Origin of the sequence: Methylobacterium endophyticum (assembly GCF_050591105.1) — a bacterium.
In the GTDB taxonomy this organism is placed as follows: Bacteria; Pseudomonadota; Alphaproteobacteria; order Rhizobiales; family Beijerinckiaceae; genus Methylobacterium.
In genome coordinates, this window is the sequence record NZ_JBNHES010000022.1 from 14,938 (window position 1) to 40,612 (window position 25,675).

The 25,675-nt window shown below is 71.1% G+C and carries 29 protein-coding genes; 21 read left to right on the forward strand and 8 right to left on the reverse strand.

Going from position 1 to position 25,675, the window contains the following annotated elements:
- Positions 1–2: 2 nt before the first annotated feature.
- Complete coding sequence (locus tag ACP56T_RS19430; protein ID WP_430913802.1) at positions 3–2,933, forward strand: PAS domain-containing protein; 2,931 nt, start codon at positions 3–5, stop codon at positions 2,931–2,933.
- A gap of 139 nt (positions 2,934–3,072) precedes the next feature.
- On the forward strand, positions 3,073–3,822 hold the full coding sequence (locus ACP56T_RS19435) for an alpha/beta fold hydrolase (protein WP_430913803.1): 750 nt from the start codon (positions 3,073–3,075) through the stop codon (positions 3,820–3,822).
- 112 nt (positions 3,823–3,934) lie between these two features.
- Here the strand turns inward: ACP56T_RS19435 and ACP56T_RS19440 are convergent, their stop codons facing one another.
- On the reverse strand, positions 3,935–4,864 hold the full coding sequence (locus tag ACP56T_RS19440) for a histone deacetylase family protein (RefSeq protein ID WP_430913804.1): 930 nt from the start codon (positions 4,862–4,864) through the stop codon (positions 3,935–3,937).
- Positions 4,865–5,046: 182 nt separating this feature from the next.
- Here ACP56T_RS19440 and ACP56T_RS19445 point away from each other — a divergent pair, with 182 nt between their 5' ends.
- The 9 genes from ACP56T_RS19445 to ACP56T_RS19485 all read left to right on the forward strand — a co-directional run bounded on the left by ACP56T_RS19445 (position 5,047) and on the right by ACP56T_RS19485 (position 10,921).
- A complete protein-coding gene (locus ACP56T_RS19445) occupies positions 5,047–5,649 on the forward strand; it encodes a L,D-transpeptidase (RefSeq protein ID WP_430913805.1) in 603 nt (200 codons plus the stop codon).
- A 312-nt stretch (positions 5,650–5,961) separates the two neighbouring features.
- The gene (locus ACP56T_RS19450) at positions 5,962–6,405 is read left to right on the forward strand and encodes a hypothetical protein (RefSeq protein ID WP_430913806.1); all 444 of its coding nucleotides are present in this window, start codon (positions 5,962–5,964) and stop codon (positions 6,403–6,405) included.
- Positions 6,406–6,581: 176 nt separating this feature from the next.
- Complete coding sequence (locus ACP56T_RS19455) at positions 6,582–8,585, forward strand: acetyl-CoA carboxylase biotin carboxylase subunit (protein WP_430913807.1); 2,004 nt, start codon at positions 6,582–6,584, stop codon at positions 8,583–8,585.
- A 12-nt stretch (positions 8,586–8,597) separates the two neighbouring features.
- On the forward strand, positions 8,598–8,828 hold the full coding sequence (locus ACP56T_RS19460; protein WP_430913808.1) for a hypothetical protein: 231 nt from the start codon (positions 8,598–8,600) through the stop codon (positions 8,826–8,828).
- Positions 8,825–8,950, forward strand: coding sequence for a hypothetical protein (locus ACP56T_RS19465; RefSeq protein WP_430913809.1), 126 nt, complete (start codon positions 8,825–8,827; stop codon positions 8,948–8,950). The genes ACP56T_RS19460 and ACP56T_RS19465 overlap by 4 nt, the downstream gene beginning before the upstream one ends.
- A gap of 41 nt (positions 8,951–8,991) precedes the next feature.
- The gene (locus ACP56T_RS19470) at positions 8,992–9,423 is read left to right on the forward strand and encodes a gamma-glutamylcyclotransferase family protein (RefSeq protein WP_430913810.1); all 432 of its coding nucleotides are present in this window, start codon (positions 8,992–8,994) and stop codon (positions 9,421–9,423) included.
- A gap of 70 nt (positions 9,424–9,493) precedes the next feature.
- Positions 9,494–9,778 carry an acylphosphatase gene (locus ACP56T_RS19475; protein ID WP_430913811.1) on the forward strand — a complete coding sequence of 95 codons (285 nt, stop codon included), beginning with the start codon at positions 9,494–9,496 and terminating at the stop codon, positions 9,776–9,778.
- 124 nt (positions 9,779–9,902) lie between these two features.
- Positions 9,903–10,637, forward strand: coding sequence for a DUF599 domain-containing protein (locus tag ACP56T_RS19480; protein ID WP_430913812.1), 735 nt, complete (start codon positions 9,903–9,905; stop codon positions 10,635–10,637).
- Entirely contained in the window at positions 10,634–10,921 is a 288-nt protein-coding gene (locus ACP56T_RS19485) for a DUF3253 domain-containing protein (protein ID WP_430913813.1), read from the forward strand. The genes ACP56T_RS19480 and ACP56T_RS19485 overlap by 4 nt, the downstream gene beginning before the upstream one ends.
- On the opposite strand, the gene ACP56T_RS19490 is transcribed toward ACP56T_RS19485, so the two are convergent.
- From ACP56T_RS19490 to epmA, 5 genes are all read right to left on the reverse strand, one after another.
- A complete protein-coding gene (locus tag ACP56T_RS19490; protein WP_430913814.1) occupies positions 10,867–11,688 on the reverse strand; it encodes a YdcF family protein in 822 nt (273 codons plus the stop codon). The two genes, ACP56T_RS19485 and ACP56T_RS19490, sit on opposite strands and share 55 nt — an antisense overlap.
- A gap of 30 nt (positions 11,689–11,718) precedes the next feature.
- Entirely contained in the window at positions 11,719–12,372 is a 654-nt protein-coding gene (locus ACP56T_RS19495; RefSeq protein ID WP_430913815.1) for an RraA family protein, read from the reverse strand.
- An 89-nt stretch (positions 12,373–12,461) separates the two neighbouring features.
- A complete protein-coding gene (locus ACP56T_RS19500; RefSeq protein ID WP_430913816.1) occupies positions 12,462–13,076 on the reverse strand; it encodes a glutathione S-transferase family protein in 615 nt (204 codons plus the stop codon).
- 4 nt (positions 13,077–13,080) lie between these two features.
- Positions 13,081–14,148 carry a lysine-2,3-aminomutase-like protein gene (locus ACP56T_RS19505; RefSeq protein ID WP_430913817.1) on the reverse strand — a complete coding sequence of 356 codons (1,068 nt, stop codon included), beginning with the start codon at positions 14,146–14,148 and terminating at the stop codon, positions 13,081–13,083.
- A complete protein-coding gene (epmA, locus tag ACP56T_RS19510; protein WP_430913818.1) occupies positions 14,145–15,197 on the reverse strand; it encodes an EF-P lysine aminoacylase EpmA in 1,053 nt (350 codons plus the stop codon). Before epmA ends, ACP56T_RS19505 begins: the two co-directional genes overlap by 4 nt.
- 165 nt (positions 15,198–15,362) lie before the next feature.
- Between epmA and efp the strand changes: the two genes are divergently transcribed.
- Positions 15,363–15,929 carry an elongation factor P gene (gene efp / locus ACP56T_RS19515; protein ID WP_430913819.1) on the forward strand — a complete coding sequence of 189 codons (567 nt, stop codon included), beginning with the start codon at positions 15,363–15,365 and terminating at the stop codon, positions 15,927–15,929.
- 12 nt (positions 15,930–15,941) lie between these two features.
- Here the strand turns inward: efp and ACP56T_RS19520 are convergent, their stop codons facing one another.
- Positions 15,942–16,943, reverse strand: coding sequence for a heparan-alpha-glucosaminide N-acetyltransferase (locus ACP56T_RS19520; RefSeq protein WP_430913820.1), 1,002 nt, complete (start codon positions 16,941–16,943; stop codon positions 15,942–15,944).
- Between the two features lie 301 nt (positions 16,944–17,244).
- Here ACP56T_RS19520 and ACP56T_RS19525 point away from each other — a divergent pair, with 301 nt between their 5' ends.
- From ACP56T_RS19525 to ACP56T_RS19565, 9 genes are all read left to right on the forward strand, one after another.
- The gene (locus tag ACP56T_RS19525; RefSeq protein WP_430913821.1) at positions 17,245–17,850 is read left to right on the forward strand and encodes a cold-shock protein; all 606 of its coding nucleotides are present in this window, start codon (positions 17,245–17,247) and stop codon (positions 17,848–17,850) included.
- 14 nt (positions 17,851–17,864) lie between these two features.
- Positions 17,865–18,356 (forward strand): DUF192 domain-containing protein, encoded by a 492-nt coding sequence (locus ACP56T_RS19530; RefSeq protein ID WP_430913822.1) that lies wholly within the window; start codon positions 17,865–17,867, stop codon positions 18,354–18,356.
- A 124-nt stretch (positions 18,357–18,480) separates the two neighbouring features.
- Entirely contained in the window at positions 18,481–18,921 is a 441-nt protein-coding gene (locus ACP56T_RS19535) for a hypothetical protein (protein ID WP_430913823.1), read from the forward strand.
- 68 nt (positions 18,922–18,989) lie between these two features.
- The gene (locus tag ACP56T_RS19540) at positions 18,990–19,889 is read left to right on the forward strand and encodes a dienelactone hydrolase family protein (RefSeq protein WP_430913824.1); all 900 of its coding nucleotides are present in this window, start codon (positions 18,990–18,992) and stop codon (positions 19,887–19,889) included.
- A 183-nt stretch (positions 19,890–20,072) separates the two neighbouring features.
- Positions 20,073–20,528, forward strand: a complete 456-nt coding sequence (locus tag ACP56T_RS19545; protein WP_430913825.1) for a response regulator — start codon at positions 20,073–20,075, stop codon at positions 20,526–20,528.
- 66 nt (positions 20,529–20,594) lie between these two features.
- Positions 20,595–20,801 carry a hypothetical protein gene (locus ACP56T_RS19550; protein ID WP_430913826.1) on the forward strand — a complete coding sequence of 69 codons (207 nt, stop codon included), beginning with the start codon at positions 20,595–20,597 and terminating at the stop codon, positions 20,799–20,801.
- 94 nt (positions 20,802–20,895) lie between these two features.
- A complete protein-coding gene (locus ACP56T_RS19555; protein ID WP_430913827.1) occupies positions 20,896–22,152 on the forward strand; it encodes an alpha/beta hydrolase in 1,257 nt (418 codons plus the stop codon).
- Between the two features lie 34 nt (positions 22,153–22,186).
- On the forward strand, positions 22,187–22,798 hold the full coding sequence (locus ACP56T_RS19560; RefSeq protein WP_430913828.1) for a glutathione S-transferase: 612 nt from the start codon (positions 22,187–22,189) through the stop codon (positions 22,796–22,798).
- A gap of 149 nt (positions 22,799–22,947) precedes the next feature.
- Positions 22,948–23,151: a hypothetical protein gene (locus tag ACP56T_RS19565; RefSeq protein WP_430913829.1), complete on the forward strand. Its 204-nt coding sequence runs from the start codon at positions 22,948–22,950 to the stop codon at positions 23,149–23,151.
- 335 nt (positions 23,152–23,486) lie between these two features.
- On the opposite strand, the gene ACP56T_RS19570 is transcribed toward ACP56T_RS19565, so the two are convergent.
- Positions 23,487–25,643 (reverse strand): TonB-dependent receptor family protein, encoded by a 2,157-nt coding sequence (locus ACP56T_RS19570; protein ID WP_430913830.1) that lies wholly within the window; start codon positions 25,641–25,643, stop codon positions 23,487–23,489.
- Positions 25,644–25,675 lie beyond the last annotated feature (32 nt).

Consider the following 25,675-nt stretch of genomic DNA (forward strand, 5'->3'; position numbering starts at 1 on the left):
CGATGACAGAGACGTACGACGCTCCCGCCGGGCGGGACGCCGAGGATCTGGCCGTCGCGGAACGCCGGCTGCGCGACAGCGAGCGGCGCTACCGCACGCTCTTCGACGCCATCGACGCGGGGTTCTGCGTGGTGCAGGTGGCGTTCGAGGGCGAACGGCCCGTCGATTACCGCTTCCTCGACGTCAATCCGGCCTTCGAGGGGCAGACCGGCCTCGTGGGCGCGCAGGGGCGCTTCGCCCTCGACCTCGTGCCGAATCTGGAGCGGTTCTGGATCGAGACCTACGGGCGCGTGGCGCTGACCGGAGAGCCGATCCGCTTCGAGAACGGCTCGGAGCCCATGGGCCGCTGGTTCGACGTGCACGCGTTCCGGGTCGGAGAGCCCGAGGATCGACATGTCGCGATCCTGTTCAACGACATCTCCGACCGGCGCCGGGCCGAGCTCGCCCTGCGCGAGAGCCAGGATCGGCTGCGGCAGGCGCTCTCCGCCGGCCGGGCCATCGGGACCTGGGACTGGGACGTCGCCGCCAACCTGGTGACGGCCGACGAGCGCTTCGCCGTCCTCTACGGCGTCGATCCGGCCATGGCCGCGCGCGGGGCGCCCATCGGCGACTTCTTCGCCGGGATCCATCCCGACGACCTGCCCCGCGTGCGGATCGCGGTGGAGGCGGCCCTGCGCACGGGGGAAGCCTTCTCCGAGGAGTACCGTCTGCTCCAGGCGGACGGCTCGGTGCATTGGGTGGCGGCGCAGGGGCAGTGCAGGCTCTCCCCCGAGGGTGCCCCCCTGCGCTTTCCCGGCGTGAGCTTCGACATCTCGGACCGCAAGGCGGCGGAAGGCCGCCAGCTCGCCCTGCTGGAACTCGGCGACCGCATGCGCGACCTCACCGACCCGGCCGCGCTCGCCTTCGCCGGAGCCGAGGTCCTCGGCAAGGCCCTCGACGTGAGCCGGGCCGGCTACGGGGTCATCGACACGGGGGCCGAGACGATCACCATCGACCGGGACTGGAACGCGCCGGGCGTCACCACCATCGCCGGAGTGCTGCGGTTCCGGGACTACGGCTCCTATATCGACGACATCAAGCGCGGCGAGACCGCGGTGGTGGCCGATGCCCGCACCGACCCGCGCACCCGCGACACCGCCGCCGTGCTCGAGGCGATCAACGCGCGCTCCTTCGTCAACATGCCCCTGCGCGAGCGCGGCGATGTCGTCGCGCTGCTCTACGTGAACCACGCCCGGCCCCGCGTGTGGTCGGAGGAGGACGTCGCCTTCATGCGCGACGTCGCCAACCGGGTGCGCGCCGCGACGGAGCGGGTCCGCTCGGAGAAAGCGCGGCGCCAGAGCGAGGAGCAGTTCCGGGTCTTCGCGCAGGCGGTCCCGAACCAGATCTGGGCGGCGCGGCCGGACGGGCATTTCGACTGGTTCAACGACCAGGCCTATGCCTATAGCGGCGACGGGCGCGGCACCCTCGACGGGCCCGCCGCCTGGGAGCGGATCGTCCATCCCGACGATCTCGGGCCGGCGGCGGCGGCCTGGGAGCGGTCGCTGCGGCAGGGCAGCGTCTACGAGGCCGAGTTCCGCATCCGCCGGGCCGACGGCGCCTATCGCTGGTTCCTGGTCCGCGCCGAGCCGGTGCGCTCGCCCGAGGGCGAGGTGGTGCGCTGGGTCGGCACCAACACCGATATCGACGATCGCAGGCGGCAGGCCGCCGAGCTGGAACGGCTGAACGAGACCCTGGAGGACGAGGTCGCCGAGCGCACGCGCGACCTCATGCGCACCGAGGAGGCGCTGCGCCAGTCGCAGAAGATGGAGGCTGTGGGCCAGCTCACCGGCGGCATCGCCCACGACTTCAACAACCTGCTCACCGGCATCACCGGGAGCCTGGAGCTGCTGAGCGCGCGCATCGCGCAAGGGCGGCTCAACGACGTGGAGCGCTACGTCACGGCCGCGCAGGGGGCCGCGCGGCGCGCCGCCGCCCTCACGCACCGCCTGCTCGCCTTCTCCCGCCGGCAGACGCTCGACCCGAAGCCCACCAACGTCAACGCCCTGGTGGCGGGGATGGAGGAGCTGGTGCGGCGCACGGTGGGGCCGGGCATCGCGATCGAGGTGGTCGCCGCCGGCGGCCTGTGGGCGACGCTGGTCGACCCCAACCAGCTCGAGAACGCGCTGCTCAACCTCTGCATCAACGCCCGCGACGCCATGCCGGAGGGGGGCCGCCTCACCATCGAGACCGCCAACCGCTGGCTCGACATCCGCGCCGCGCAGGAGCGCGACGTGCCGGCCGGGCAGTACATCTCGATCTGCGTCTCCGACACCGGCACCGGCATGGCGCCGGACGTGGCGGCGAAGGCCTTCGATCCATTCTTCACCACGAAGCCCCTCGGCCTCGGCACGGGCCTCGGCCTGTCGATGATCTACGGCTTCACCCGCCAGTCCGGCGGCCAGACCCGGATCTATTCGGAGCCGGGCGACGGCACCATGGTGTGCATGTACCTGCCCCGCCATTACGGCGAGGTCGACGAGGGGGAGGCGCTCCCGGAATTCGCCGACGCGCCGCGCGCGGGCGAGGGCGAGACGGTGCTCATCGTCGACGACGAGCCCACCGTGCGCATGCTGGTGACGGAGGTGCTGGAGGAGCTCGGCTATGCCGCGATCGAGGCGGGCGACGGCGCCTCGGGGCTGAAGGTGCTGCAATCGGACGTGCGCATCGACCTGCTGGTGACGGATGTCGGGCTGCCCGGCGGCATGAACGGGCGCCAGATGGCGGACGCCGCCCGCCTCTCGCGCCCCGGCCTCAAGGTGCTGTTCATCACCGGCTATGCCGAGAACGCGGTGGTCGGCAACGGCCATCTCGAGCCCGGCATGCATGTCATGACCAAGCCCTTCGCGATGGAGGCGCTCGCCTCGCGCATCAAGGATCTGATCGCGGGACGGTGACGCGCGCCGCGTCGTGCGGCTAACGGTGCGGTCAAGGCTGCGGCGAAAGGTGCTGTCGTCGCGCCCGCGCGCCGCTCTACCTCGCGGGTTCCTCACTGTGCGGGAATCGTCGCGGATGCATCGTCGAACCGTCCTTGGAATGCTGGCGGCCGCTGGCGCCGCCCCCCTGCTGTCGTCGCGGGCGGGAGCGGCCGAGGCGCCCCCCGTCGCCCGCAACGTCGTGCTGGTGCACGGGTTGTTCGCGGACGGATCGTGCTGGACGGAGGTGATCCCGCGCTTGCAGGCGGCGGGGCTGAACGTCGTCTCGGTGCAGAACCCACTGACGACGCTGGAGGAATCGGTCGCCGCCTGCCAGCGGGCGCTGGCGCGGCTCGACGGCCCGACGGTGCTCGCCGGGCATTCCTTCTCGGGCATGATCGTCAGCGAGGCCGGAATCGATCCGAAGGTGACGGCCCTCGTCTACGTCGCCGCGCGGGCGCCGGATGCCGGCGAGGATTACGCGGCGCTGGCCAAGACCTTCCCGACGCCCGCCGCGTCCGCCGGTATCGTCTTCGACGGCGAGTATGGCCGGCTCGGCGAGGCCGCCTTCCTGCGCGATTTCGCGGGCGACCTGCCCGAGGCCAAGGCGAAGGTGCTCCACGCCGTGCAGGAGCCGTTCAGGAAATCCCTGCTCGCGGGCAGGACCACGCAGGCCGCCTGGCGCTCGAAGCCGAGCTTCTACGCCGTCTCCACCGAGGACCGGACCATCGACCCGGACCTCGAGCGCTTCATGGCCAAGCGCATGGGCGCCAAGACCATCGAGGTGAAGGCGAGCCATGTCTCCATGATATCGCAGCCCGCCGTCATCGCCGGGCTGATCCTGGAGGCGGCCGGCAGGAAGGCGTCCTGAGGCCGGGATTGGAGACGCGTCCCATCGCCTTGCGACGGCCCGCGTCTCCATAATCTCTTGTCTTGCCGCGCACTCTTGCGCCGAACCGGCAACCCCTTCGGCGGAGTGCGCTCTAGCGCCCCATCAGAGCGTCGACATGGTGGGCCACCGACTTGCCCAGGCCCTCCAGCGAGTAGCCGCCCTCCAGCACCGAGACCAGGCGGCCGCCGGCATGGCGGTCGGCCAGTTCCATCAGCTTGCGGGTGGCCCAGCCGAAATCGGTCTCGTCGAGGCGCAGGTTCGCCAGCGGGTCGAGGTGGTGGGCGTCGAAACCGGCCGAGATCAGGACGAGGTCGGGGGCGAAGGCGTCGACGCGGGCGAGGACGCCCTTCTCGAAGGCCTCGCGGAACACCGCGCCGTCGTCGTTGGGCCGCAGCGGCACGTTGACGATGGTGTCCTTCGAGCCGCGCTCGGAGGCCGCGCCGGTGCCGGGAAAGAGCGGCATCTGGTGGGTGGAGGCGTACATCACGTCGCCGTCGTCCCAGAAGATGTCCTGCGAGCCGTTGCCGTGATGGACGTCCCAATCGACCAGCGCCACCCGCGAGACACCATACGCCTTGCGGGCGTGGCGGGCCGCGATGGCCGCCTGGTTGAACAGGCAGAAGCCCATGGCCCGCGTCTTCTCGGCATGGTGGCCGGGCGGGCGCATGGCGACGAAGGCGTTGGCGCATTCCTTGTTCATCACCGCGTCGACGGCGTGGACCGCGCCGCCCACCGCGCGCAGCGCCGCCTCCAGGCTGCCCGGCGACATCGTGGTGTCCGAATCGATGGAGACGAAGCCGCTCTTCGGCGAGGCGGCGACGATGGCCTCCACATAGTCCTCGGGATGCACGAGGGTCGCGACGGTGGGCTCGGCCAGCGGAGCTAGGACGCGCACAAGACCGGCGAAGCGCTCGTTCTCCAGGGTCCGCTCGACGGCGCGGATGCGGTCGGGCCGCTCCGGGTGGCCGGGATGGACCGCGTGGTCGAGGGCGGCGGGATGGCTCACATACAGCGTCGTCACTCTTCATCCCTCCCGTCGGGCGGCCGTTGACCGGCCTCGTTCCCTGTCTCTTCCCGGCAACAACGCCGGCAAATGCGTCCCCGCTCCGGCCCGGCGCCCTGCCGCGCGGCGAGGGCGGGGTTAATCTCGCCTGCGTCGCGGTTCGCATCCTTGCATGCCGTGGACCAGCCGGACAGACATCAATGCGCCGATCCCGTTCCCTCGTTGCGTTGTCCTTGGCGTTGTCCCTGCCCGCGATGCTGCTCGGCGCCTGCCAGTTCCAGGGCGTGCCCGATCCGAAGCTCTCCGCGCGCGACGCCGCCTTCATGGCCCTGGTGCCCGACGCGGAAGCCGACCCGCATTTCGCCCGCTACCTGATGAACGATCCCACCAAGGAGCCGCCGGGCACCATCGTGGTCGAGACCAAGGAGCGGCAGCTCTATCTGGTGATGCCGGGCGGCAAGGCCATGCGCTACGGCGTCAGCGTCGGCGACGAGGCCTATGGCTGGACCGGCGACGCGACGGTCTCGCGCAAGGCCGAATGGCCGGCCTGGAACCCGCCCGCCGAGATGGTCAAGCGCTGGCCGCATGTCCACCCCATGGAGGGCGGCCCGATGAACCCGCTCGGCGCCCGCGCGCTCTACCTCTCCGACAAGGGCCGCGACACGCTCTACCGCATCCACGGCACCAACGAGCCGGAGAAGATCGGCCGCGCGGTCTCGTCGGGCTGCATCCGCATGCGCAACATCGACGTGGTGGACCTGTTCGAGCGCGTGCCGGTCGGCTCCAAGGTGATCGTCCGCTAAGGATCGGCTCTCCTCCCCCTTGCGAGGAGGAGTTGGAGGTGGGGGTAGTGCCGGACGTGGCGCGGCTTCTCCGGAACCACCCCCACCCTCGGTCCCTTCCCGCAAGGGGGAGGGAAGAGCGGACCCTTCCGTCCTCGAGCACTGCCGGCAGCGCGCCAAGTAACGCTCCCGTAAGGCTGGATCGTGAGCACACTTTAACCTGAACGTCAGTTCAGACTTCCCCGTTAACCGCCCAGGCGATGCCGTCCCGCATAGTGGAAACACACAGGGACACAAGACCGGCGCCAGTAAAGGCCGGGGAGGCATCAAGCAATGAGCAACCTTTCGCTTCAGGACTTCTGCAACCGTATCGTCGCCGCCGGCACCGTCACCGGCGAGGACGTGGCCGCTCTCTCCCGCGACGTCCTCCCGGACGGCATCGAGAGCCGCGACCAGGCCGACCTGCTGATCGCGCTCGAGCGCAGCGCGACCGACGCGGACGGCGCCTTCGCCGATTTCCTGGTCGCGTCGGTGGTGAACTTCGCCGTGTGGGGCGAGCGCCCGACCGGCTATATCGACCGGGAAGTGGCCGAGTGGCTCGGCGCCTCGCTCGCCGGCCGCGCCGGCCCGACCCCGGTCGGCGCCCGCATCGCCGTCGAGGTGGTGCGCGAGGCCCAGTCCAGCGACGAGGCGATGATCGTCTTCGCCCTCGACGCCAACCGCTGGACCCGCCAGCCCGCCCCCGCCAAGCGCCCGGCCTTCCTCCTCGCCGCTTGAGGCCCGGCCGCGACCCGGCTCGGAAAACCGGGGCCCCTTTTCCAGGGCGAGCCCGGAGCCGGCTCAGGTCGACCACGGTTGAGCTTTCGTCCGCTGCGCATGTGCTTTATCGGGGGCTCTGGCCGGGGTGATCCCCAGGGGGCCACCCGACAGCTTTGATCCGAGTGCGGCGCGCGATGTTCGAGAAGATCCTGATTGCCAACCGGGGCGAGATCGCCTGCCGCGTCATCAAGACCGCCCGCAGGATGGGCATCAAGACGGTGGCCGTCTATTCGGACGCCGACCGCGACGCCGTCCACGTCGCCATGGCCGACGAGGCCGTCCATATCGGCCCGGCGCCGGCGGCGCAGTCCTACCTGCTGATCGACAAGATCATCGACGCCTGCAAGCAGACCGGCGCCCAGGCCGTGCATCCCGGCTACGGCTTCCTCTCCGAGCGCGAGGCCTTCCCGAAGGCGCTTCAAGCCGCCGGCATCGTCTTCATCGGCCCCAATCCCGGCGCGATCGCCGCCATGGGCGACAAGATCGAATCGAAGAAGGCCGCGGCCGCCGCCAACGTCTCCACCGTACCGGGCTTCCTCGGCGTCATCGAGAGCCCCGAGCACGCCGTCACCATCGCCGACGAGATCGGCTATCCGGTGATGATCAAGGCGTCGGCCGGCGGCGGCGGCAAGGGCATGCGCATCGCCCACTCCTCCGACGAGGTGGCCGAGGGCTTCGCCCGCGCCAAGTCGGAAGCCTCGTCGTCCTTCGGCGACGACCGGGTGTTCGTGGAGAAGTTCATCACCGATCCGCGCCACATCGAAATTCAGGTGATCGGCGACAAGCACGGCAACGTGATCTATCTCGGCGAGCGCGAATGCTCGATCCAGCGCCGCAACCAGAAGGTCATCGAGGAGGCGCCGTCGCCGCTCCTCGACGAGGCCACCCGCCGGAAGATGGGCGAGCAGGCCGTGGCGCTGGCCAAGGCCGTGAACTACGATTCCGCCGGCACCGTCGAGTTCGTCGCGGGCCAGGACAAGTCCTTCTACTTCCTCGAGATGAACACCCGGCTCCAGGTGGAGCATCCCGTGACCGAGATGATCACCGGGCTCGATCTCGTCGAGCTGATGATCCGGGTCGCGGCAGGGGAGAAGCTGCCGCTCTCGCAGAGCGAGGTGAAGCTCGACGGCTGGGCGGTCGAGAGCCGCGTCTACGCCGAGGATCCGACCCGCAACTTCCTGCCCTCCATCGGCCGGCTCGCCACCTATCGGCCGCCGGAGGAAGGGCGGTTCGGCAAGGCCATCGTGCGCAACGACACCGGCGTGGAGGAAGGCGGCGAGATCGCGATCCACTACGACCCGATGATCGCCAAGCTCGTGACCTGGGCTCCCACCCGTGCCGAGGCGATCGATTCCCAGGCTGAGGCGCTGGACGCCTTCGCCATCGAGGGCATCCGCCACAACATTCCCTTCCTCGCAGCCCTGATGGCGCATCCGCGCTGGCGCGAGGGCAACCTCTCCACCGGCTTCATCGCCGAGGAGTTCCCGGAGGGCTTCGTCGCCCCCGAGCCGAAGGGCGAGGTCGCCCGCCGGATGGCGGCGGCGGCGGCGGCGATCGATCACAAGCTCAACCAGAGGAAGCGCGGCATCTCCGGCCAGATGCGCGATTCGAGCCTGCTGCATTTCGAGCGCGACCGCGTGGTGGTGCTCGCCGGCGAGACCTACCCCGTCACCGTCGATACGCAGGACGACGAGCTGGTCGTCACGCAGGACGACGGCACCACGTTGACGGTCGCGAGCGACTGGCGGCCCGGCGAGCCGGTCTGGAGCGGCACCATCGGCTCGGATCGCGTGGCGATCCAGGTGCGGGGGCTCCTCAACGGCGTCGCGCTCCAGCATGCGGGCGCCGCGGCGGAAGCCCGTGTCTACACCCGCCGCGAGGCGGAGCTCGCCGCGCTGATGCCGGTGAAGGAAGCCGCCGGCTCCGGCAAGCAGGTGCTCTGCCCGATGCCGGGCCTGGTGAAGGCGATCCTCGTCAAGGAGGGCGCCGAGGTGAAGAACGGCGAGCCCCTCGCCATCGTCGAGGCCATGAAGATGGAGAACGTGCTGCGCGCCGAGCGCGATGCCACGGTGGCGAAGATCCACGCCAAGGAGGGCGACAGCCTCGCCGTCGACGCGGTGATCCTCGAATTCGCCTGAGCGGGACGCGCGGTGAGCGCGGTCCATAACGAGCAGACGAAGCTGCTGGCGACGGCGATCAACAATGTCGCCGTGGCCTTCATCGTCATCGGCGCCGTGACGCCGATGACGGCCGCGAGCTTCGGTGTCCCGACCGTGCCGACGCTGACCCTCGGCAGCGGTTTCTTCGTGACCATTTGGCTTTGCGCGGGCGCGGCCCTACATTTCCTGGCGAGACGTGCGTTGCGGAGCATGAAGCCGTGAATTCCGGCGAGATCCTCGTCACCTTCATCATCCCCGCGATCGTCGTCGCGGGCGCCTATCTCGCCGTGCTCGCCAACGAACGGGCCGTTCGGCGCAGCGAGCGGATGCCGCCGGGCGAGTAGGCGCGTCGTCGACGGTTTCTCGCGGCTGAACCCCGGACGGCATGCCCCTCTATTTCGCCTACGGCGCCAACATGGACGCCGCCGCCATGGCGCTGCGCTGTCCGGCCTCGACGCTCATCGGCCAGGGGCAGCTCCGGCGCCATCGCTTCATCGTCATGAAGGAGGGCTACGCCTCCGTTGTGCGCGATCCCGCGCGCACCGTCTGGGGTGTGCTCTGGAACCTGTCGCTCGCCGACGTGCCGGCGCTCGACCGTTACGAGGGCGTCTCCGGCGGGCTCTACGTCAAGGCGTCGCAGCCGGTGGCGGCGGCGGGCGGGGTAAAGCGGGCGCTGATCTATCTCGGCCGCAGCACGGCGCCCGGCGTTCCGCGTCCGGGATATCTCGAAGCGGTGCTGCGCGCGGCGGAGGCCGCCCAGCTTCCCGCCGCCTACCGGCGCGAGATGGCGGCGTGGTCCCGGCGCCAAGTGCTCTGAACCAGGTGCCCTGAACCGAGGCCGGCGGCGCCGGTCATGGGCGCCCGGCGCGTCACCGGAGGAGCGAGGAATGAGCGACAGGCGCACGGTCGAGATCGTCGTCGAAGGCCGCGTCCAGGGCGTCGGCTACCGTGACTGGACGCAGCGCCGCGCGGTCGCGCTCGGCCTCTCTGGCAGCGTGCGCAACCGCGCGGACGGCACCGTCGCCGCGATCGTCTCGGGACCGGCGGATGCCGTCGCCGCGATGATCGACGCCTGCAAGTCCGGCCCCGGCGCGGCCCGCGTCGACGGCGTGAGCGTCACCGAGCGCGGAGGCGAGCCGGTCCCGGACGGGTTCGCGATCCTCCACGGCTGAGGCCCCCTGTCCGAAGGATCGCGCGGCCCGCGCGGGACGCGGCGCCGGTCTGTCCGCCTTCCCCCTCGACAGGCCGGTCCGGCGCGGGCTAGCCAGCCTGCATCCCGCGTCGGCACCGGAAACCATGACGAACCTGACGGGCAACCCGAATCTCTCGCCGCTCGACCTCGCCGCATTGGCCTTCTTCGTCGTGGCCTGGGTCGGCTACGGCCTGTCCGTGGGCCGGCTGCGCGGGCGGTTGGTGTCGCTGTCGCAGCTCATGAACGAGCAGCGCCGGGAATGGGCCCGGCAGATGGTGGTGCGCGACAACCGCGTGGTCGACACCACCATCAACGCCTCCCTCCAGAACGGCACCGCCTTCTTCGCCTCCACCTCGCTCATCGCGCTCGGCGGCGTGCTGACGCTCTCGCGCTCGGGCGACGACGTGCTGACCCTGTTCGGCGCGCTGCCCTTCGGCGCGCTGGCGACGCGGGCGACCTGGGAGATCAAGGTCGCGGGGCTGGCGGTGGTGTTCGTCTATGCCTTCTTCAAGTTCGCCTGGGCCTACCGGCTGTTCAACTACAGCGCCATCCTCATCGGCGCGGTGCCGCCGAAGGGATCGAGCACCCCGGTCGAGGTCATGCATCGCGCCGCCCAGCGGGCCGCCGCCATGAACACCGCCGCCGGCAGCCATTTCGCGCGCGGGCAGCGGGCGTTCTTCTTCGCGCTCGCCTATATCGGCTGGTTCGTCGGGCCCTATCTGTTCATGGCGGCGACGACGGCCGTGGTGCTGGTGATGTGGCGGCGTCAGTTCGTGTCGGAGATCCGGGGCGTGCTGCTCGCGGACGCCATGGCCGAGAACGAGGACGCGCCGCGATGAACGAGGCCGAGATCGAGGAAACGATGCTGCGGCTCGTCGCCGAGCGCGGCAAGGCCAAGACGGTCTGCCCCTCGGAGGTCGCCCGCGCGCTCGGCGGCCCCGCTCCCGAGGACTGGGGGCGGCTGATGAAGCCCGTGCGGCGTGTGGCCGTGCGCCTCGTGCGCGAGGGCCGCGTCGCGATCCTGCGCAAGGGGCGCCCGGTGGCGGACCCGGAGGATTTCCGCGGGGTCTACCGGCTCGGCGTGCCGGGCTCGTCCGGTGCCGGAAACAGCGAATCGGAATAACCCGCCAGCCGGTAGGCGAGGAGGCCGACCCATTCCTTGGCGGCGATATCGAAGGCGAGCAGCCCGTCCGAGGCGAAGGTGTTGAAGCGGCCGAGGTCCACCCAGCCCCGCGTGCGGTAGTCGACCGGATAGGCCGTCACCGCGAAGCCGGCCTTGCGGAAGCAGCCGACCGCGCGCGGCATGTGCCAGGCGGAGGTGACGAGCAGCCAGCGCTCGCCGGGCTTCGGCAGCAGGAGCTGCGCGCTGAAGGCCGCGTTCTCGCGGGTGTTGCGCGAGAGGTTCTCCAGGATGAGGCGGCTGCGCGGCAGGCCCAGCGTGTCGCCGTAGCGGCTGATCATGTCGGCTTCCGAGACGCTACCTTCCTGGAGGCTGCCGCTGCCCCCGGAGAAGACGAGGCGGGCGTTCGGGTAGCGGCGGGCGAGATCGGCGAAATAGATGGGCCGCTCGCCCGCGTCGTTGACGACGACCTGTCCGCGCGCGCTGGTCAGGCCCGCTTCCACCCCGCCGCCGAGGACGATGATGCCCGTGACGGGCCGGCCGTCCTCGGCGAAGGCGGCGAAGCGCTGCTCCAGCGGCAGCAGGGCGAGCGGGCTCAGCGGCGACAGGCCGGCGAGCAGGAGCCCGGCGAAGCCGAGGATCGCCAGCGCCAGACCCGTCCGCCGCCGCTTCGACACGCAGGCGAGGACGCAGCCGGCGAGTCCTGAGAGCATCAGGAAGTTCGACGGCGTGATCGCGAAGAACACGAGCTTCGAGAGCGGGAAGAACATCGCGCGGCCTGTCGCTTGATGGGAGGCCCGTCAGGACCTCGTGTCCGCCTCGAAGCGGGCGAGCGCATCGGCGTCGGGCGGCAGCAGCCCGGAGAGGCCACGGCCCGATTCGACCTCGCGCTGGAGCCAGATCTCGAGCCGCTGCTGGTCCACCGCCTCGAGCGCCACGGCCTCGGCGAACTCCGCCGGGCAGACCACCACGCCGTCGCCGTCTCCGACGACGACGTCGCCGGGATGCACCGCCGCCCCGCCGCAGGCGACGGGCTCGCCGAACCCGGCGAGCATCAGGCCGTGCCCGTGGCTCGCCGGCAGCGCCGATTGCCAGGAGGGCATGGTGCTCGGGCCCGGCAGCAGCCCGTCTGTCACGAACGCCACGGCGCCGCGCGCGGCGAGACGGGCGGAGAGGAGGGCAGCGAAGGGCAGCGCCTCGCGCGCCCCGCCGGTATCGGCCACCACCACGGCGCCCTCGGGCACCGCTTCGATGGCGTCGGCGAGCGACACCGCCGGCTCCCCGCGCGCCGGGATGAAGCGCAGGGTGAAGGCGGTGCCGGCCGCGCCCGCGCCGGTGCGGGCCCGCAGGCCCCTCAGCGAGCAGCCGGGCAGGCCGCGCCGCGACAGCGCCCGCGCGAGACCGGCGGTCGGCACCGCGAGGAGCGCATCGCGCAGGGTCGGGTCGAGGGTCATGGCGCTCCGGTGGGTCGGCGGTGAATCGTTGGCGCGAAGCTGTATCAGGAATGCGGGCCGGCAGGATCGCCTTGCGGGACCGCCCGCGCTCAGCTCAGCGGCTGCGTGACGACGCAGGCGGCGGCGGGCCGCGCGGCGATGCCGGAGAGCCAGCGCCGGATGTTCGGGCGCTCCTGCTTCTCCACCGGGATGTTGAGCCAGCGATGCGCGGCGCAGCCCACGGCGATGTCGGCGATGCCGAACGTCTCCCCGACCATGGCGGAGCGCCCTTCGAGATGGCGATCGAGGATCGCCGCGCATCGTTCCGTCGCCGAGATCGAGGCGGCGATCAGCATCCGGTCGGGCTCCGGCGCCCGGAAGGTCTGCCAGAAGGCGTCGCGCATGGCGGGGGTGAAGGTGGTCGCCTGCCAGTCGAGCCACTGCTCGAGGAGCGCGCGCTCGCGCAGGTCGCCGGGCAGCGCGAGTGGTCCGCCATGGGCGGCGGCCAGGTAGCGCAGGATGGCGTTCGACTCCCAGAGCGCGAAGCCGTCCTCCTCCAGCACCGGCACGAGGCCGTTGGGGTTGAGGGCCCGATAGGCGGGATCGTGGACCACGCCGTGCGCGCCGCCGGCGTCCACGCGCTCATAGGCGAGCCCGAGTTCCTCCAGCGCCCACATGGCCTTCTGGACGTTGACCGAGTTCGCCCGTCCCCACAGCTTGCGCATGGTCCTACTCCTCCCGCTGTCCTTCGCCGCCGGAGGTCGGCGGATACGCGTGCTCGACGCCGGACGGGTCGGTGACGCGTACACCCCCGGCCGTCTCCCGCAGGTAGCCGGGGCCGACCGGCACCTTGCCGTGGCCGCCGGGGATGTCGAGCACGTAGAGCGGCTGGGCCAGTCCCGAAAGCCGTCCGCGCAAGGCCCGCATCAGGTCCTGGCCCTCGCCGAGGCCGGTGCGGAAATGCCCGGTGCCCGGCGCGAGATCGCCGTGGTGGAGATAGTAGGGCTTCACCCGGTTCTCCACGAAGGCCCGCATCAGCGCCTCCAGCGTCGCGGCGTCGTCGTTGACGCCGCGCAGCAGCACGCTCTGGCTCACCATCGGGATGCCGGCATCGACAAGCCGCGCGATGGCGGCGATCGCGGCGGGGGTGAACTCGCGCGGGTGGTTGGCATGCAGCGCCACGAACACCGCCCGTCCGAATTTTTTCAGACTGGCGATGAGATCGGTGTCGATGAGCGCCGGGCTCGCCACAGGCACGCGGGTGTGGAGGCGCAGCACCCGCACATGCGCGATCTCCGAGAGCGCCGCCGCGATGGCGCCGAGCCGCCGGGGGGAGAGCGCGAAGGGGTCGCCGCCGGTAAGCACCACCTCCCAGATCGCGGGCCGCGCCGCGACATAGGCCAGCGCCGCCTTCAGTTCGGCCTCGGTGAGCGAGCCGAGCCCGTCGGGGCCGACGCCCTCGCGGCGAAAACAGAACCGGCAATAGACCGGGCAGACATGCAGCGGCTTCAGCAGCACCCGGTCGGGGTAGCGGTGCACGATGCCCGGCAGCGGCGCGTGCGCGTCGTCGCCGATGGGGTCTGCGAATTCCCCCTCGGCCGGGACGATCTCTTCCTCGCGGGGCAGGAACTGGCGCGCGATCGGATCGGCGGGGTCGGCCGGATCGATCAGCTCGGCCATGTCGGCGGTGAGCGACAGGGCGTAGCGCGCGCTCACAGCCTCCAGCATGGGCAGGTCGCCGGGCCGGGCGAGCCCCGCCGCGACGAGATCCGCCGGGCTGCGGATCGGGCGCGTCACGGCCCGGTCTCCGCCACCGGCGTCCAGATCACGTCCTCGATGCGGGGCGCTCCCGTGGCGAGCATCACCAGCCGGTCGAGCCCCAGAGCGACGCCGCTCGCTTCCGGCATGATGGCGAGCGCGGCGAGAAAATCCTCGTCGATTGGGTAGCGCTCGCCGTAGACGCGCTCCTTCTCCGCCATCTCCGCCTCGAAGCGGCGGCGCTGCTCGGCCGGATCGGTCAGCTCGCCGAAGCCGTTGGCGAGCTCGACCCCGCAGGCATAGAGTTCGAAGCGCTCGGAGACGCGGGGATCGCCCGGCTTCCTGCGCGCCAGCGCCGCCTCGCTGGCGGGATACTCGCAGAGCAGCGTCGGGCGGCCGATGCCGAGATGCGGCTCGATCTTGGCGACGAGCACCCGGCTGAACAGGTCCGCCCAGGTGTCGTCGGGCGCCACCCGCAGGCCGGCTTCCGCGACGGCGGCGGCGAGCGCCTCGCGGTCCGTCCCGCCGTCCTCGGCGATGCTCGCCAGCAGATCGATGCCGGCATGGCGCGCGAAGGCTTCCGCCAGCGTCAGCCGCTCGAAGGGCGCGAACGGGTCGCTCTCCCGTCCGCGCCAGCGCAGGACCGTCGCCCCGGCGGTCTCGGCGGCGAGCGCCAGGATGTCGGCGCAGTCGGCCATGGTGGCGGTGTAGGGCTCCTCGGCGCGATACCATTCGAGCATCGTGAACTCGGGATGGTGCAGCGGCCCGCGCTCGCGGTTGCGGAAGACCCGCGCCAGGCTGAACAGGCGCGGCTCGCCCGCCGCCAGCAGCTTCTTGCAGGCGAATTCCGGCGAGGTGTGGAGGTAGAGCGGGCGCTCCGACCCGTCCGCCCCGACGGCGCGCGTGGCGAAGGCCGAGAGATGCGCCTCGTTGCCCGGCGACACCTGGAGGGCGGCCGCCTCCACCTCCACGAAGCCGGCCTCCTCGAAATGCAGCCGCAGCCGCGCGGTGACGCGGTTGCGGACGAGCAGGGCGGCGCGGCGGTCGGCATGGCGGGGCGGCGCCCACCAGGGGGAGGGGGCGCTCAACGCGCCGCTCCCGCGTTCACGCCGGCCTGCCGGAATCGCGGGCGGATGCCTCGCCGGCTGGCAACCGGGACGCGGATAGGATAGTGGCGGGGCTCGCGACCTCTCGTTTGCGGGCGACCGCGCTCGGCGCATGCCCCGATCTTCGACAACGCAGGACCTATTTCCGTGAAGGTGATCGCCTCAACGCTCCGCAAGGGCAACGTCGTCGAGAAGGACGGCAAGCTCTACGTCATCCTGTTCGCCGAGAACATCCACCCCGGCAAGGGCACCCCGGTGACGCAGCTCGACATGCGCCGCATCACAGACGGCGTGAAGGTCTCCGAGCGCTACCGCACCACCGAGCAGGTCGAGCGCGCCTTCGTCGAGGACCGCGAGCATACCTTCCTCTACAGCGACGGCGAGGGGTTCCACTTCATGAACCCCGAGAGCTACGAGCAGATCGCGGTGCCGGAGGACGTGGTGGGCAGCGCCGCCCCCTATCTTCAGGAGGGCATGGCCGTGATGCTCTCGATCCATAACGCGGTGCCGCTCACCATCGAGCTGCCCCAGCGCGTCACCCTCGAGGTCACGGAGACCGAGCCGGTGATGAAGGGCCAGACGGCCTCCTCCTCCTACAAGCCCGCCGTGCTCTCCAACGGCGTGCGCACCACCGTGCCCCCGCATATCAACGTCGGCACCCGTGTCGTCGTGATGACCGCGGACGGCGCCTATGTCGAGCGCGCCAAGGACTGACGGGCGGCGGCCTCACGGGGGCGGCGCTGCCGTCCCCTCCGAGGCTTCGTAGCACTGCTGCGAGAGGCGCTGCGCCTCCAGCTGCTCGGCGGGCGTGAAGGCGCGCGGCGCGAAGGCCCAGAGCTTGTCCCGGCGCAGCGCGTCCGCCGTGCAGCGGGCCGCGATCCGGCAGGCGCCGGGCGAGCCGCCCGTGCGGATGCAGTTCGCGGCGTAGTCGCGGCGGAACTCCGGCATGCCGGCCTTCAGATTCGGCCCGGTCACGAAGGCCACGCCCGACAGCACAGCCAGCAGCAACGGCTGGTGCACCAGATAGATCGCGAGGCTGTGCCGTCCGGCGAGGGCCGCCGCCCGCGCGATCGGAGTCCGGGGATGCCACGCACCGAGGCGCGAGCGCGCCAGGACCGGCAGCGCGACCTGCCCGAGGGCCAGCCCGGCGAGCACCGTCCCGAACCACGGAAACAGCGGCACGTAGTCGTTGGTCTGCGGCGTCAGCCGGCCGAGGCCGAGGAAGAACAGCGCCGGCGCATCGAGCACCGGATGCGCCACCAGCCGGGGCGCCGCGATCACCAGGGCCGCGACGGTTGCGGTGATAGCCGGCGGCACGCGCAGGAAGGGCAGCGCCAGCAGGCTCGACACGGCGATGCAGTGCAGGATGCCGAAGAAGATGTAGCTGTCGGGAAAGGCGAGGACGGTCGCGACGGTGATGAGCAGCGCCGCCCCCGCGATCCGGCCGAAGCGGATCAGGATCGCGCGCGGGCGCAGGCCCGAGCGGTTCATCAGCACGAGCCCGATGCCGACGAGGACGAGGAAGCTGCCCGCGATGAGATGCGCGGCGACCTTGCCGGGGCCGCTCAGCGCGTGGTTTTCCGGCGTCAGGCGCAGGAAGCCGAGATCCCAGGTGGCGTGATAGCCTGCCATGGCGAGAAGCGCCGCCCCGCGGGCGACGTCGATGACGGCGAAACGGCCGCCGCGGGCATGGTCGGAGGGGCCGGCCGCTGCGGCGGGAAGTGACATGGACGCGGCCCTAGCATCCCCCGGCGCGCCGGGCGACCGTCGTCGCGACTCTCGGAAACGTGATCCCGTTTCGCGGTCGTCAGGGAGGTCGGGTCCGCCGAGGGGCGTCGTCTGCGAATCCGCGAGTCGGCGCATGCGCTTGCGCTCCGTGGAGCGGTCCTCCGCTGTGGCTAGCCGGCCCGGTTGCGGCGAATTGCGTAAGCGGACGGCGCCCCTGCCGGACAAACGGGCTTCCGCCGAGTCTAGACTTTGTTAATCTCGTTGCCGTGCCGCAGCGTGTGATTCGGGTTGGGTTGCTTACATGTCCGACGAAGCGGGATCACGGCTGGCCGATCTGATTCCGGCCGGCCGTCTCGATGCCGATCCGGCCAAGGCCGAGGACGCGGCGGGTCTCGATCTCGTCGAGGTCGCCGGCCACATCAAATGGTTCGACGTGGCCAAGGGGTTCGGATTCATCGTCCCCGACGACGGGCGGCCCGACGTTCTGCTCCACATCACCTGCCTGCGCCGGGACGGGCACCAGGGTGCCAGCGAGGGCGCGCGCATCGTGGTGGAGGCCGTGGAGCGCGCGCGCGGATGGCAGGCGTTCCGGGTCGTCTCGCTGGACCAGTCGAGCGCGACCCACCCGTCCGAGCTGCCGATGGCGCGCACGCATGTCAGCGTCACGCCGACGAGCGGGCTGGAGACGGCCGTGGTGAAGTGGTTCAACCGCCTGCGCGGCTTCGGCTTCCTCAGCCGGGGGGACGGCACGCCGGACATCTTCGTGCACATGGAGACCTTGCGCCGCTACGGCATCGCCGAGCTGAAGCCGGGCGACGCCGTGCTGGTGCGCTACGGCGACGGATCGAAGGGCGTTATGGCCGCCGAGGTCCGACTGGTCGACGGGGCGCTTCCGGCGTCGCATTGATGGGCGTCACTCGCATGCTGCACGGTCTCGTCCGTCCGGGCGTTGCTCTTCTCTGCCTCGCCCTCGCGCCGATGGCGGCGGCCCCCGTCCTCGCGGAGACCGTCCAGGCCGCTCCGGCGGCGGTGCGGCGCGAGCCGCTGACGATCGTCTCGGCGAACGGGGCGCACGCCTTCAGCGTGGAGGTGATGCGCGACGACGCCTCGCGGGCGCGCGGCCTGATGTTCCGCCGCAGCATGCCGGCGGACCAGGGGATGCTGTTCGACTTCGAGGTGAACCAGCCCGTCTCGATGTGGATGAAGAACACTTATCTCCCCCTCGACATGGTCTTCATCCGGGCCGACGGCACCATCGCCCGCATCGCCGCCGACACCGAGCCGCTCTCCACCCAGGTCATCCCGTCGAACGAGCCGGTGCTCTCCGTTCTCGAGCTCAACGCGGGCACCGCCGCGAGCCTCGGGCTCAAGCCCGGCGACAAGATCCGGCACCCGCTCTTCGGGAGCCGCTGAGCCGCTCGCGTCTTGCGAACGCATGGTGAACAGGTTGTTGACGCCTGTGCCGATTCAGGCCAATGTTCCTCTATTGTTCCGTCGCGTCGCGGTTCGCCGGACGCTGGCAGGGAGGAACGGTGCGATGCTGGACGAAATCGACCTCTGCGACCTCGTTCCGTTCCGTAACGCCGACTGGCTGGTCGGCGACGAGGGGATCGAGCACCGGGGAACCGGCTACTTCATCGCCCGCGACTTCGTCGCCCGTCGCCGCGACGGAGAGCTGTGGGAGTGGCCCCTGCACATGGCCGAGAAGCGCTGGTGCACGCCGAGCCTGTTCCGCGAGGCGTTCCTCGTAGCGCTCGATCGCTACGGCATCGCGCGGGATGCCGGGCTGGCGGAATCCTTCGCCCTCGGCTTCGGCATCCGCGCCGGTCGCTCGGCCGTGCCGGAGGCGGGATTCGTCATGCTCGGAGATCTTCTGCGTCCGCAAGGCGGCGAGCGCCGGCGCCGCGTTCCCTCGGCGGCGGAGGCCGGTACGGCGCGGGCGCCCCGGACGGCGGAGCGGATCGCCGCCCGCGTCTGATCGGCCGGGAACGGCTTGCCCCGGCGGCGCAGGCATGCTGCCGTCCAGGGTAACGGGAGGGCCGGCGGATGCAGCAGGACGACGGACGGAACGGGCGCGACGATCCGCGATCCGAGGGGTTTGGCGGCCTTCTCGTGCCGCCGCTCTCGCGCAGGGGCTTCGTGATGACGAGCCTGATGAGCGGGCTGACGCTCGCGACGACCCGCGTCGAGGCGCAGGCCATCCACACGGATGCGGCCGGGCTGGTCGCCGGCGAGGTGAGCATCCCCGCTGCCGGCGGGCCGATGCCGGGCTACCGGGCGATGCCGGACGGCGCCGGACCGTTCCCCCTGGTCCTCGTCGTCGAGGAGATCTTCGGCGTCCACGACTACATCAAGGATGTCTGCCGGCGTCTCGCCAAGGCCGGCTACTGCGCAGTGGCGCCGGAGCTCTACGCCCGCCAGGGCGACCTCTCGACCATGACCGACGTGCAGACCATCCTGCGCGAGGTCATTCTCAAGACCCCCGATTCTCAGTGGATGGCCGATCTCGACGCCGCCGCCGACTGGGCGGTGGCCTCCTCCCATGCCGATCCGGCGCGCAAGGCGGTGATGGGCTGGTGCCGGGGCGGGCGCGGGGTCTGGCTCTACGCGGCGCATCGTCGCGACCTGAAGGCGGCGGTGGCCTGGTACGGGCCCCTCGGCGGCGAGCGCAGCGCGATCCAGCCGAGGACGGCGGGAGATGTCGCGGCCGAGATCCGGGCGCCGCTGCTCGGGCTCTACGGGGGCGCCGATACCGGCATCCCGGTCGCCTCCGTGGAGGAGGCGCGCGACCGCGCCAGGGCGGCGGGCCGCGAGGTCGAGATCGTCGTCTTCCCCGATGCGCCCCACGGCTTCCACGCGGATTACCGTCCGAGCTACCGCAAGGCGGCGGCGGAAGACGGCTGGGCCCGCGCGCTGGCCTTCCTCAAGGCTCACGGCGCCGGCTGAGCCCGGCCCGGCGCGAGTTGCGAACTCCGGCTTGGCTGTGCCCTCGGGGACACGGTTCCCCCGTGCCGAGTGTGTCACTGTGGCAGTGGCAGCAGCGCGGATGCCGTCCGTGCGGGCCGGGCCCAAACACGGATGAAACTTCGCGACGAGTCCGCCGTTCAGCCGAAATAGAGTACCCCGACCATGAGCGACGCGCACCCTGCGGGCACGAAGCCGGTCATCCTCGTCGTGGAGGACCAACCCGACGAGCGCTTCCTCGCGGCGACTCTTCTGGAAGAGACCGGCTTCACCGTGATCGAGGCCGAGACCGCCGACCACGCCCTCGCCATCCTCAACGACCGTGCCGAGGAGGTCAGCGTCGTCTTCTCGGACGTGCGCACCCCCGGCCCCATCGGCGGCTTCGAGCTGGCGCGCATCATTGGCGTGACCTGGCCGAGCGTGCGGGTGCTGCTCACCTCGGGCGACGCGGGCGACCAGCCGAGCGACCTGCGCATGTCGGCGACCTTCATTCCGAAGCCGTGGCGGGCGCAGGACATCCTCACCTGGGTCGAGGAGGCCGCCGGCCTGCCCCCCGGCCGCCAAGGTCCGGCGGTGATCGGGGATGCGAGCCGGAATTTTCCCCGCGACGGGGAAACTTGAGGGGGCTGGCGCGTTGGGCAACCCCGTTCACGCAAGCCGACGCCCGAGCCGGGGCGCGATCCCGTCATGAAGATCATCGCCAGCAACCACGCCGCCGACTATCGCCGTCCCGACAGCGCCGGGACCTCGATCCGCGAGACGCTGTTTCTCGACGGTCTCGGCGAGGCGTTGCGCGGTGTTTACGGGGAGATGGAGGGCGAGCCGCTGCCGGACTCCCTCGCCGCGCTGGCCGCCCTGCTCGACCCGCGCGGCGACCGGGGCGATCCGGCCTGAGGCGTCTCCGTCCGCGCGGTCGTTGCGTCGGCGCCATCGCCAGGGCCGCCCGATGCCGCTATGGAACGGGTCACTCTGGAGCGTCGAGCCTGCCATGCGTCCCCGTCCCGCGTGCCCGCGCACCGAGTCCGAGAGCCGTCGCCGCATATTCGCGAGCCGCCTCGTCACTCTCTCGCTCGCGGCGCTGCTCACCTCGACAACCGTTTCCCTTGCCGCCGCCCCGCCGGCGCAGCCCGTGGAGGGCCCCGGCGGCATGGGCGACCGCGCCGCGACGGTGACGAAGCGCGGCCTCGGCACCACGAGCGCCTCCACCTACGCCTTCTACAAGTCGGGGCCGGCCCCCGCCGAGGGGCGTCCGGTGGCGATCTTCCTGCACGGCTGGGGCGCGGTGAACCCGCAGGCCTACGGCGCCTGGATCGACCATCTCGCGCGGCAGGGCTTCCTGGTCCTGTTTCCCCGCTTCCAGGAGGTGAACCGCTCGCGCCCCTCCGATGCCACCGACAAGGCCGAAGCCCTGGTGAAGGCGGCGCTCGCCGAACTCGCCGCCGATCCCGACGCCAAGCCCGACCTCTCCAAGGTCGCCGCCATAGGCCATCTCGCGGGCGCGCCCATCGCCGCCAACCTCGCGGCCGGGGCGAAGGCGAAGGGCCTGCCGCCGGTGAGGCTCGTCTTCGCGATCATGCCCGGCGGCATCGCCAGCAATCCGAAGGCGCGCGGCGTGGCGCTGGCCGATCTCGCCGCCGTGCCCGCCGAGACGACGATGATCGCGCTGATCGGCGACAAGGACGCCCGCGCCGCCGATCTCGCCGCCCGCCGCATCCTGCGCGAAGCGGCGGCCGTACCGAGCGAGCGCAAGCTGCTGGTGCGCGCCCTCTCGGACGATCACGGCTTCCCGGCGCTGACCGCGACGCTCGCGGCTCCGGCGGGGGTCAACCCGGCCTTCGACGGCGGCGCGATCAAGATCCCGCCGGAGCCGAAGGACGCCCCGAAGCCGCCGCCCTTCAAGTGGTCGGCGGAGATGGCGCTTACGGGCGAGCAGCAGACGCTGGTCGCGCAGATCAACAACGCGCGGACCGACACGCTGGATTACCTCGCCTTCTGGAAGACCTTCGACCTCGCGGCGGCCTCGGCCTTCTCGGGCGCCGACGCCACCGGGCTGAAGAGCAACCCGCGCTTCAGCGACATGGAGCGCTGGGCCGATGGCTGGCCGGTGAAGCGGCTCGCGGTCGAGACGCCGAGGGCGGCGCCCCCGGCCCCGCCGGCCGCCACGGCGGCGGTCCCGGCCAATCCGTCGCCGGCCAAGGCCACTCCCGCCGCCGCGCGCAGGCCGGCCGCGCCGAAGCACCCCTGAGCCGGCCCTTCCGACCGTCGAGCGCGAGACCGCGATGAAGCTCTTCCACTCCCATTTCTCCCCCTTCGTCCGCAAGGTGATGGTCTGCGCGCACGAGCTCGGCCTCGCGGGCGAGATCGCGCTCCTGTCGAGCGCCGCCCATCCCGTGCAGCGCGACGGCAATATCCTCGCCCGTCATCCGCTGGCGCAGGTGCCGACGCTGCTGCTCGACGACGGCACCGCCCTCGCCGACAGCCGGGTGATCTGCGAGTATCTCGACGCCAGGGGCGGCCACCGGCTCTTCCCCGCGGACGGGGTGGAGCGCTGGCGCGCCCTCAACGAGCAATCCCTGGCGGACGGGCTCCTCGATGCCGCCCTCCTCATCCGCTACGAGCTGACCGCCCGGCCCGAGGCGGCGCGCTCCCCTGCCTGGATCGAGGGCCAGACCGCCAAGATCGAGAGCGCGCTCGGCTGGTTCGAGAGCGCGGCCCCGGCTTTCGGCGGCCGGGTCGACATCGGCACTGTCGCGACGGCTTGCGCGCTGGGCTATCTCGACCTGCGCTTCGGCGATCTGGCCTGGCGTGCCGCCCATCCGGCCCTCGCGGCCTGGGAGGAAGGGTTCTCGGCGCGGCCGTCCATGCGCGAGACGCGCCCGCCCGCCGCCTGAGCGAAGTCTTCGCCGGCGTGTCCGAGACACCACGCCGGCGCGACATCTTGCTACGACTGTTCAGAGCACTCGCCGGACGCTGTTCCTGTCCCGGTTCATGGCGCGCTGCTTGCTATGCTTTCCGTGCCCGCCACGCACGGATGCGCGCCATGCCCGATTTCGTCGCCGCCCTTCTCGCCGCCGCCGTCTTCTGCCTGGGCGTGATCGCGCTCAACGCCCTGACGCGCCTCGTCATCCAAATGCAGGTGGCCCCGCAGGACCTCGCCGAGAACGGCTTCGTGCAGTATGGCGGCGCGCTCGTCCTCGCCCGCGCCGCCTATCGCCGCCGCCCGCAGGACCGTCTGCGGGCGTGACGGCTCCTCCGAGATTGGCCGGATAACCCTGCTTTCGTTCTCGGCCTCATGCGTCGCGGCTGCTTTCCAGCACGTCGGGATGAGTGCGAGGCGGAGAGAAGGAGAGTATGTCCGGTTGCCGCGTTCGGCGTCGCTCCGCGCTCCCTCTCCCCCTTGCGGGAGAGGGTGGCCCGCGAAGCGGGTCGGGTGAGGGGAGCGCCCTTTCCGGATAGCGCGCTCCCCTCTCCCGACCCTCGCTGACGCGAGGGCCACCCTCCCCCGCAAAGGGGGGAGGGTGCACCGGACGACGCTGGGCTGATTAGTCGAAAGCCGGATGAGCCGTTTCGGCCAGACACTCAGAACGACGCCCGCACGCCGCCGAAGACGCTGCGGCCGCTGCCCGGATAGAACGCGACCGGGCCGCCCGGCGTCGCGGCGGCGTTCACCACCACCGAGATGTCCGAGACGTAGCGTTCGTCCGTGAGGTTGCGCGCGTCGACGAACACCGACACGCCGTTGGCGAAGTCGATGCCGGTCTTGACGTTGAACAGCGCGTAGCCCGGCGTCTTCAGGGTGTTCATGTGGTCGGCGAAGGCGCCCTGCGGCACCCAGTCCACGGAGGGCGAGACGTAGAACCCGCTCGGATGGGCATAGGTGAGGATGCCCCTCAGCACGTCCTGCGGGATGCCGGCGATCCGGCGGTTGCCGAAGACGGGGTCGTTGACGAAGCGGAAGTCGTTATGCGTCCAGACGCCGCCGAGGCTGACGCTGTCGGTCGTGGCGGCGAGCCCGCGCGCCAGTTCGAGGGAGACCGCCGCCTCGACGCCCTGATGCAGGGTGCGCGGCGCGTTGAAGGTCGCCGCCGGGATCGCCAGCGCCGGATTGATCGTGAAGTTGATAAGCTCGTCCCGGACTTCCGAGCGGTAGAGCGTCACGTCCCAGGTGAGACGGTCGACATGCCCGCGCGAGCCCGCCTCCACCGTCCAGGCGCGCTGCGCCCTGAGCGGCACGAAGGTGGTGCCGAGGGTGTTGGTCTGCGCGAGATCGGAGAAGTCGGGCACGTCGCGCGAGCGGGTGACGTCGCCGAAGACCTGGATGTCGGGCAACGGCTGCCAGAGCAGGCCGAGCTTCGGGTTGACGCCTTCATAGGTCTCGGTGCCGAATTTCGGCTTCAGATTGCCGGCAAAATTCAGCGCCGCGACGGGGTTCGGCACGGCCGGCAATCCGCCCTTGTCGCTGTAGGTGCGGTTCGAGGAGAACAGCTTGGCCCCCGTCATCAGGGCGACGTCGGGCAGGAACCAGAACCGGTTCTCGCCATAGGCCTCGTAGTTCGAGGCGCTCTGCAACGCGTTCAGGGTCTGGGTGAAGCGCTGGCCCTGGACGTTCAGGAACTGGAGGGCCGAGTTCTGCCCGGCGAAGGCGCGTAGCCCCAGGGTCGTGTCGTTGCGGAAGCCCGCGATGTCGAAGGTGCCCGACCAGTGCGGCGAGATCCCGTAGGTCCAGCCGTCCTGGTCGATGGCCTGGAAGATCGGGTGGTAGAGCGACTTGTGGATCGCCCAGGTGTCGATGTCGAGCTTGCCGACATCGAGCACGAAGGAGGTGCGGTTGGCGACCCGCTCGGTCTCGACCTTGCGGGACTGGTTGCCGGAGACGGCGCTCGGGTTGGCCAGGGTCGGGTTGTTGAGCGCGTTGAACAGGCTCAGCGTTCCCGGCAGCTTCTGGTCCGTGAGATAGACGCCGATGTAGAAGCGGGTCTCGACCCCCGGCGCCAGCCGGTAGCCGATATTGGCGTTGAAATTCTTCGTGCCTTGCGCCTCGTGCGCGCGGTAGCCGTCCGAGTTCGTGAGCGTGCCGCTGATCGTGGCGTCGACGGGGCCGGATATGCGCGAGACCTGGAAGCTCTCCCGGATCGTGCCGAAGCTGCCGCCTTCGAGGCGCAGGATGTTCGGGGCGAAGGCCGTGTAGGCGGTGGGAGTCACGAAGTTGACGGCGCCGCCGAGCGTGGTCGCTCCGAAGGTCAGGGCGTTGCCGCCCTTGTAGACCTCGGCCGAGCGCAGGGCCAACGGATCGACCTGATAGAAGTCGCCGCTGCCGTCGGCGAGGTTCAGGGGAATGCCGTCTTGCAGGAGCTCGATGCCGCGCAGGTGGAAGCCGCGCGCGATCCCGGAGCCGCGCACCGAGAGGCGCAACTCCTGACCGTAGCGCTCCTGCACATAGACGCCGGGAACGTCCTTGAGCACGTCGCGCAGCGTGTTGGCGTAGGTGTTTGTGAACTCGGCCGCGTCGACGAAGGCGACGGAGCCCACGGTGGAATTCACCGCCGCGCGCTGCTCGGCGACGCTTGGCACGGTGGCGGAGCCGGCGGCAGCGGTCGGCGCCGCGGCTCCGGCGACGTGAAGCTCGGGCAGGACGGTCGCCGCACCGGGGTCGGCATGGGCCGCCTGGGGCAGGGCGGTGGAGGCGAGCAGGCACAGGGCGAGCGCACGCGCGCTCCGGGGAAAGGGGGCGGACATCGAAGAACACTCCGAACGGCGGCCGGCCGCTC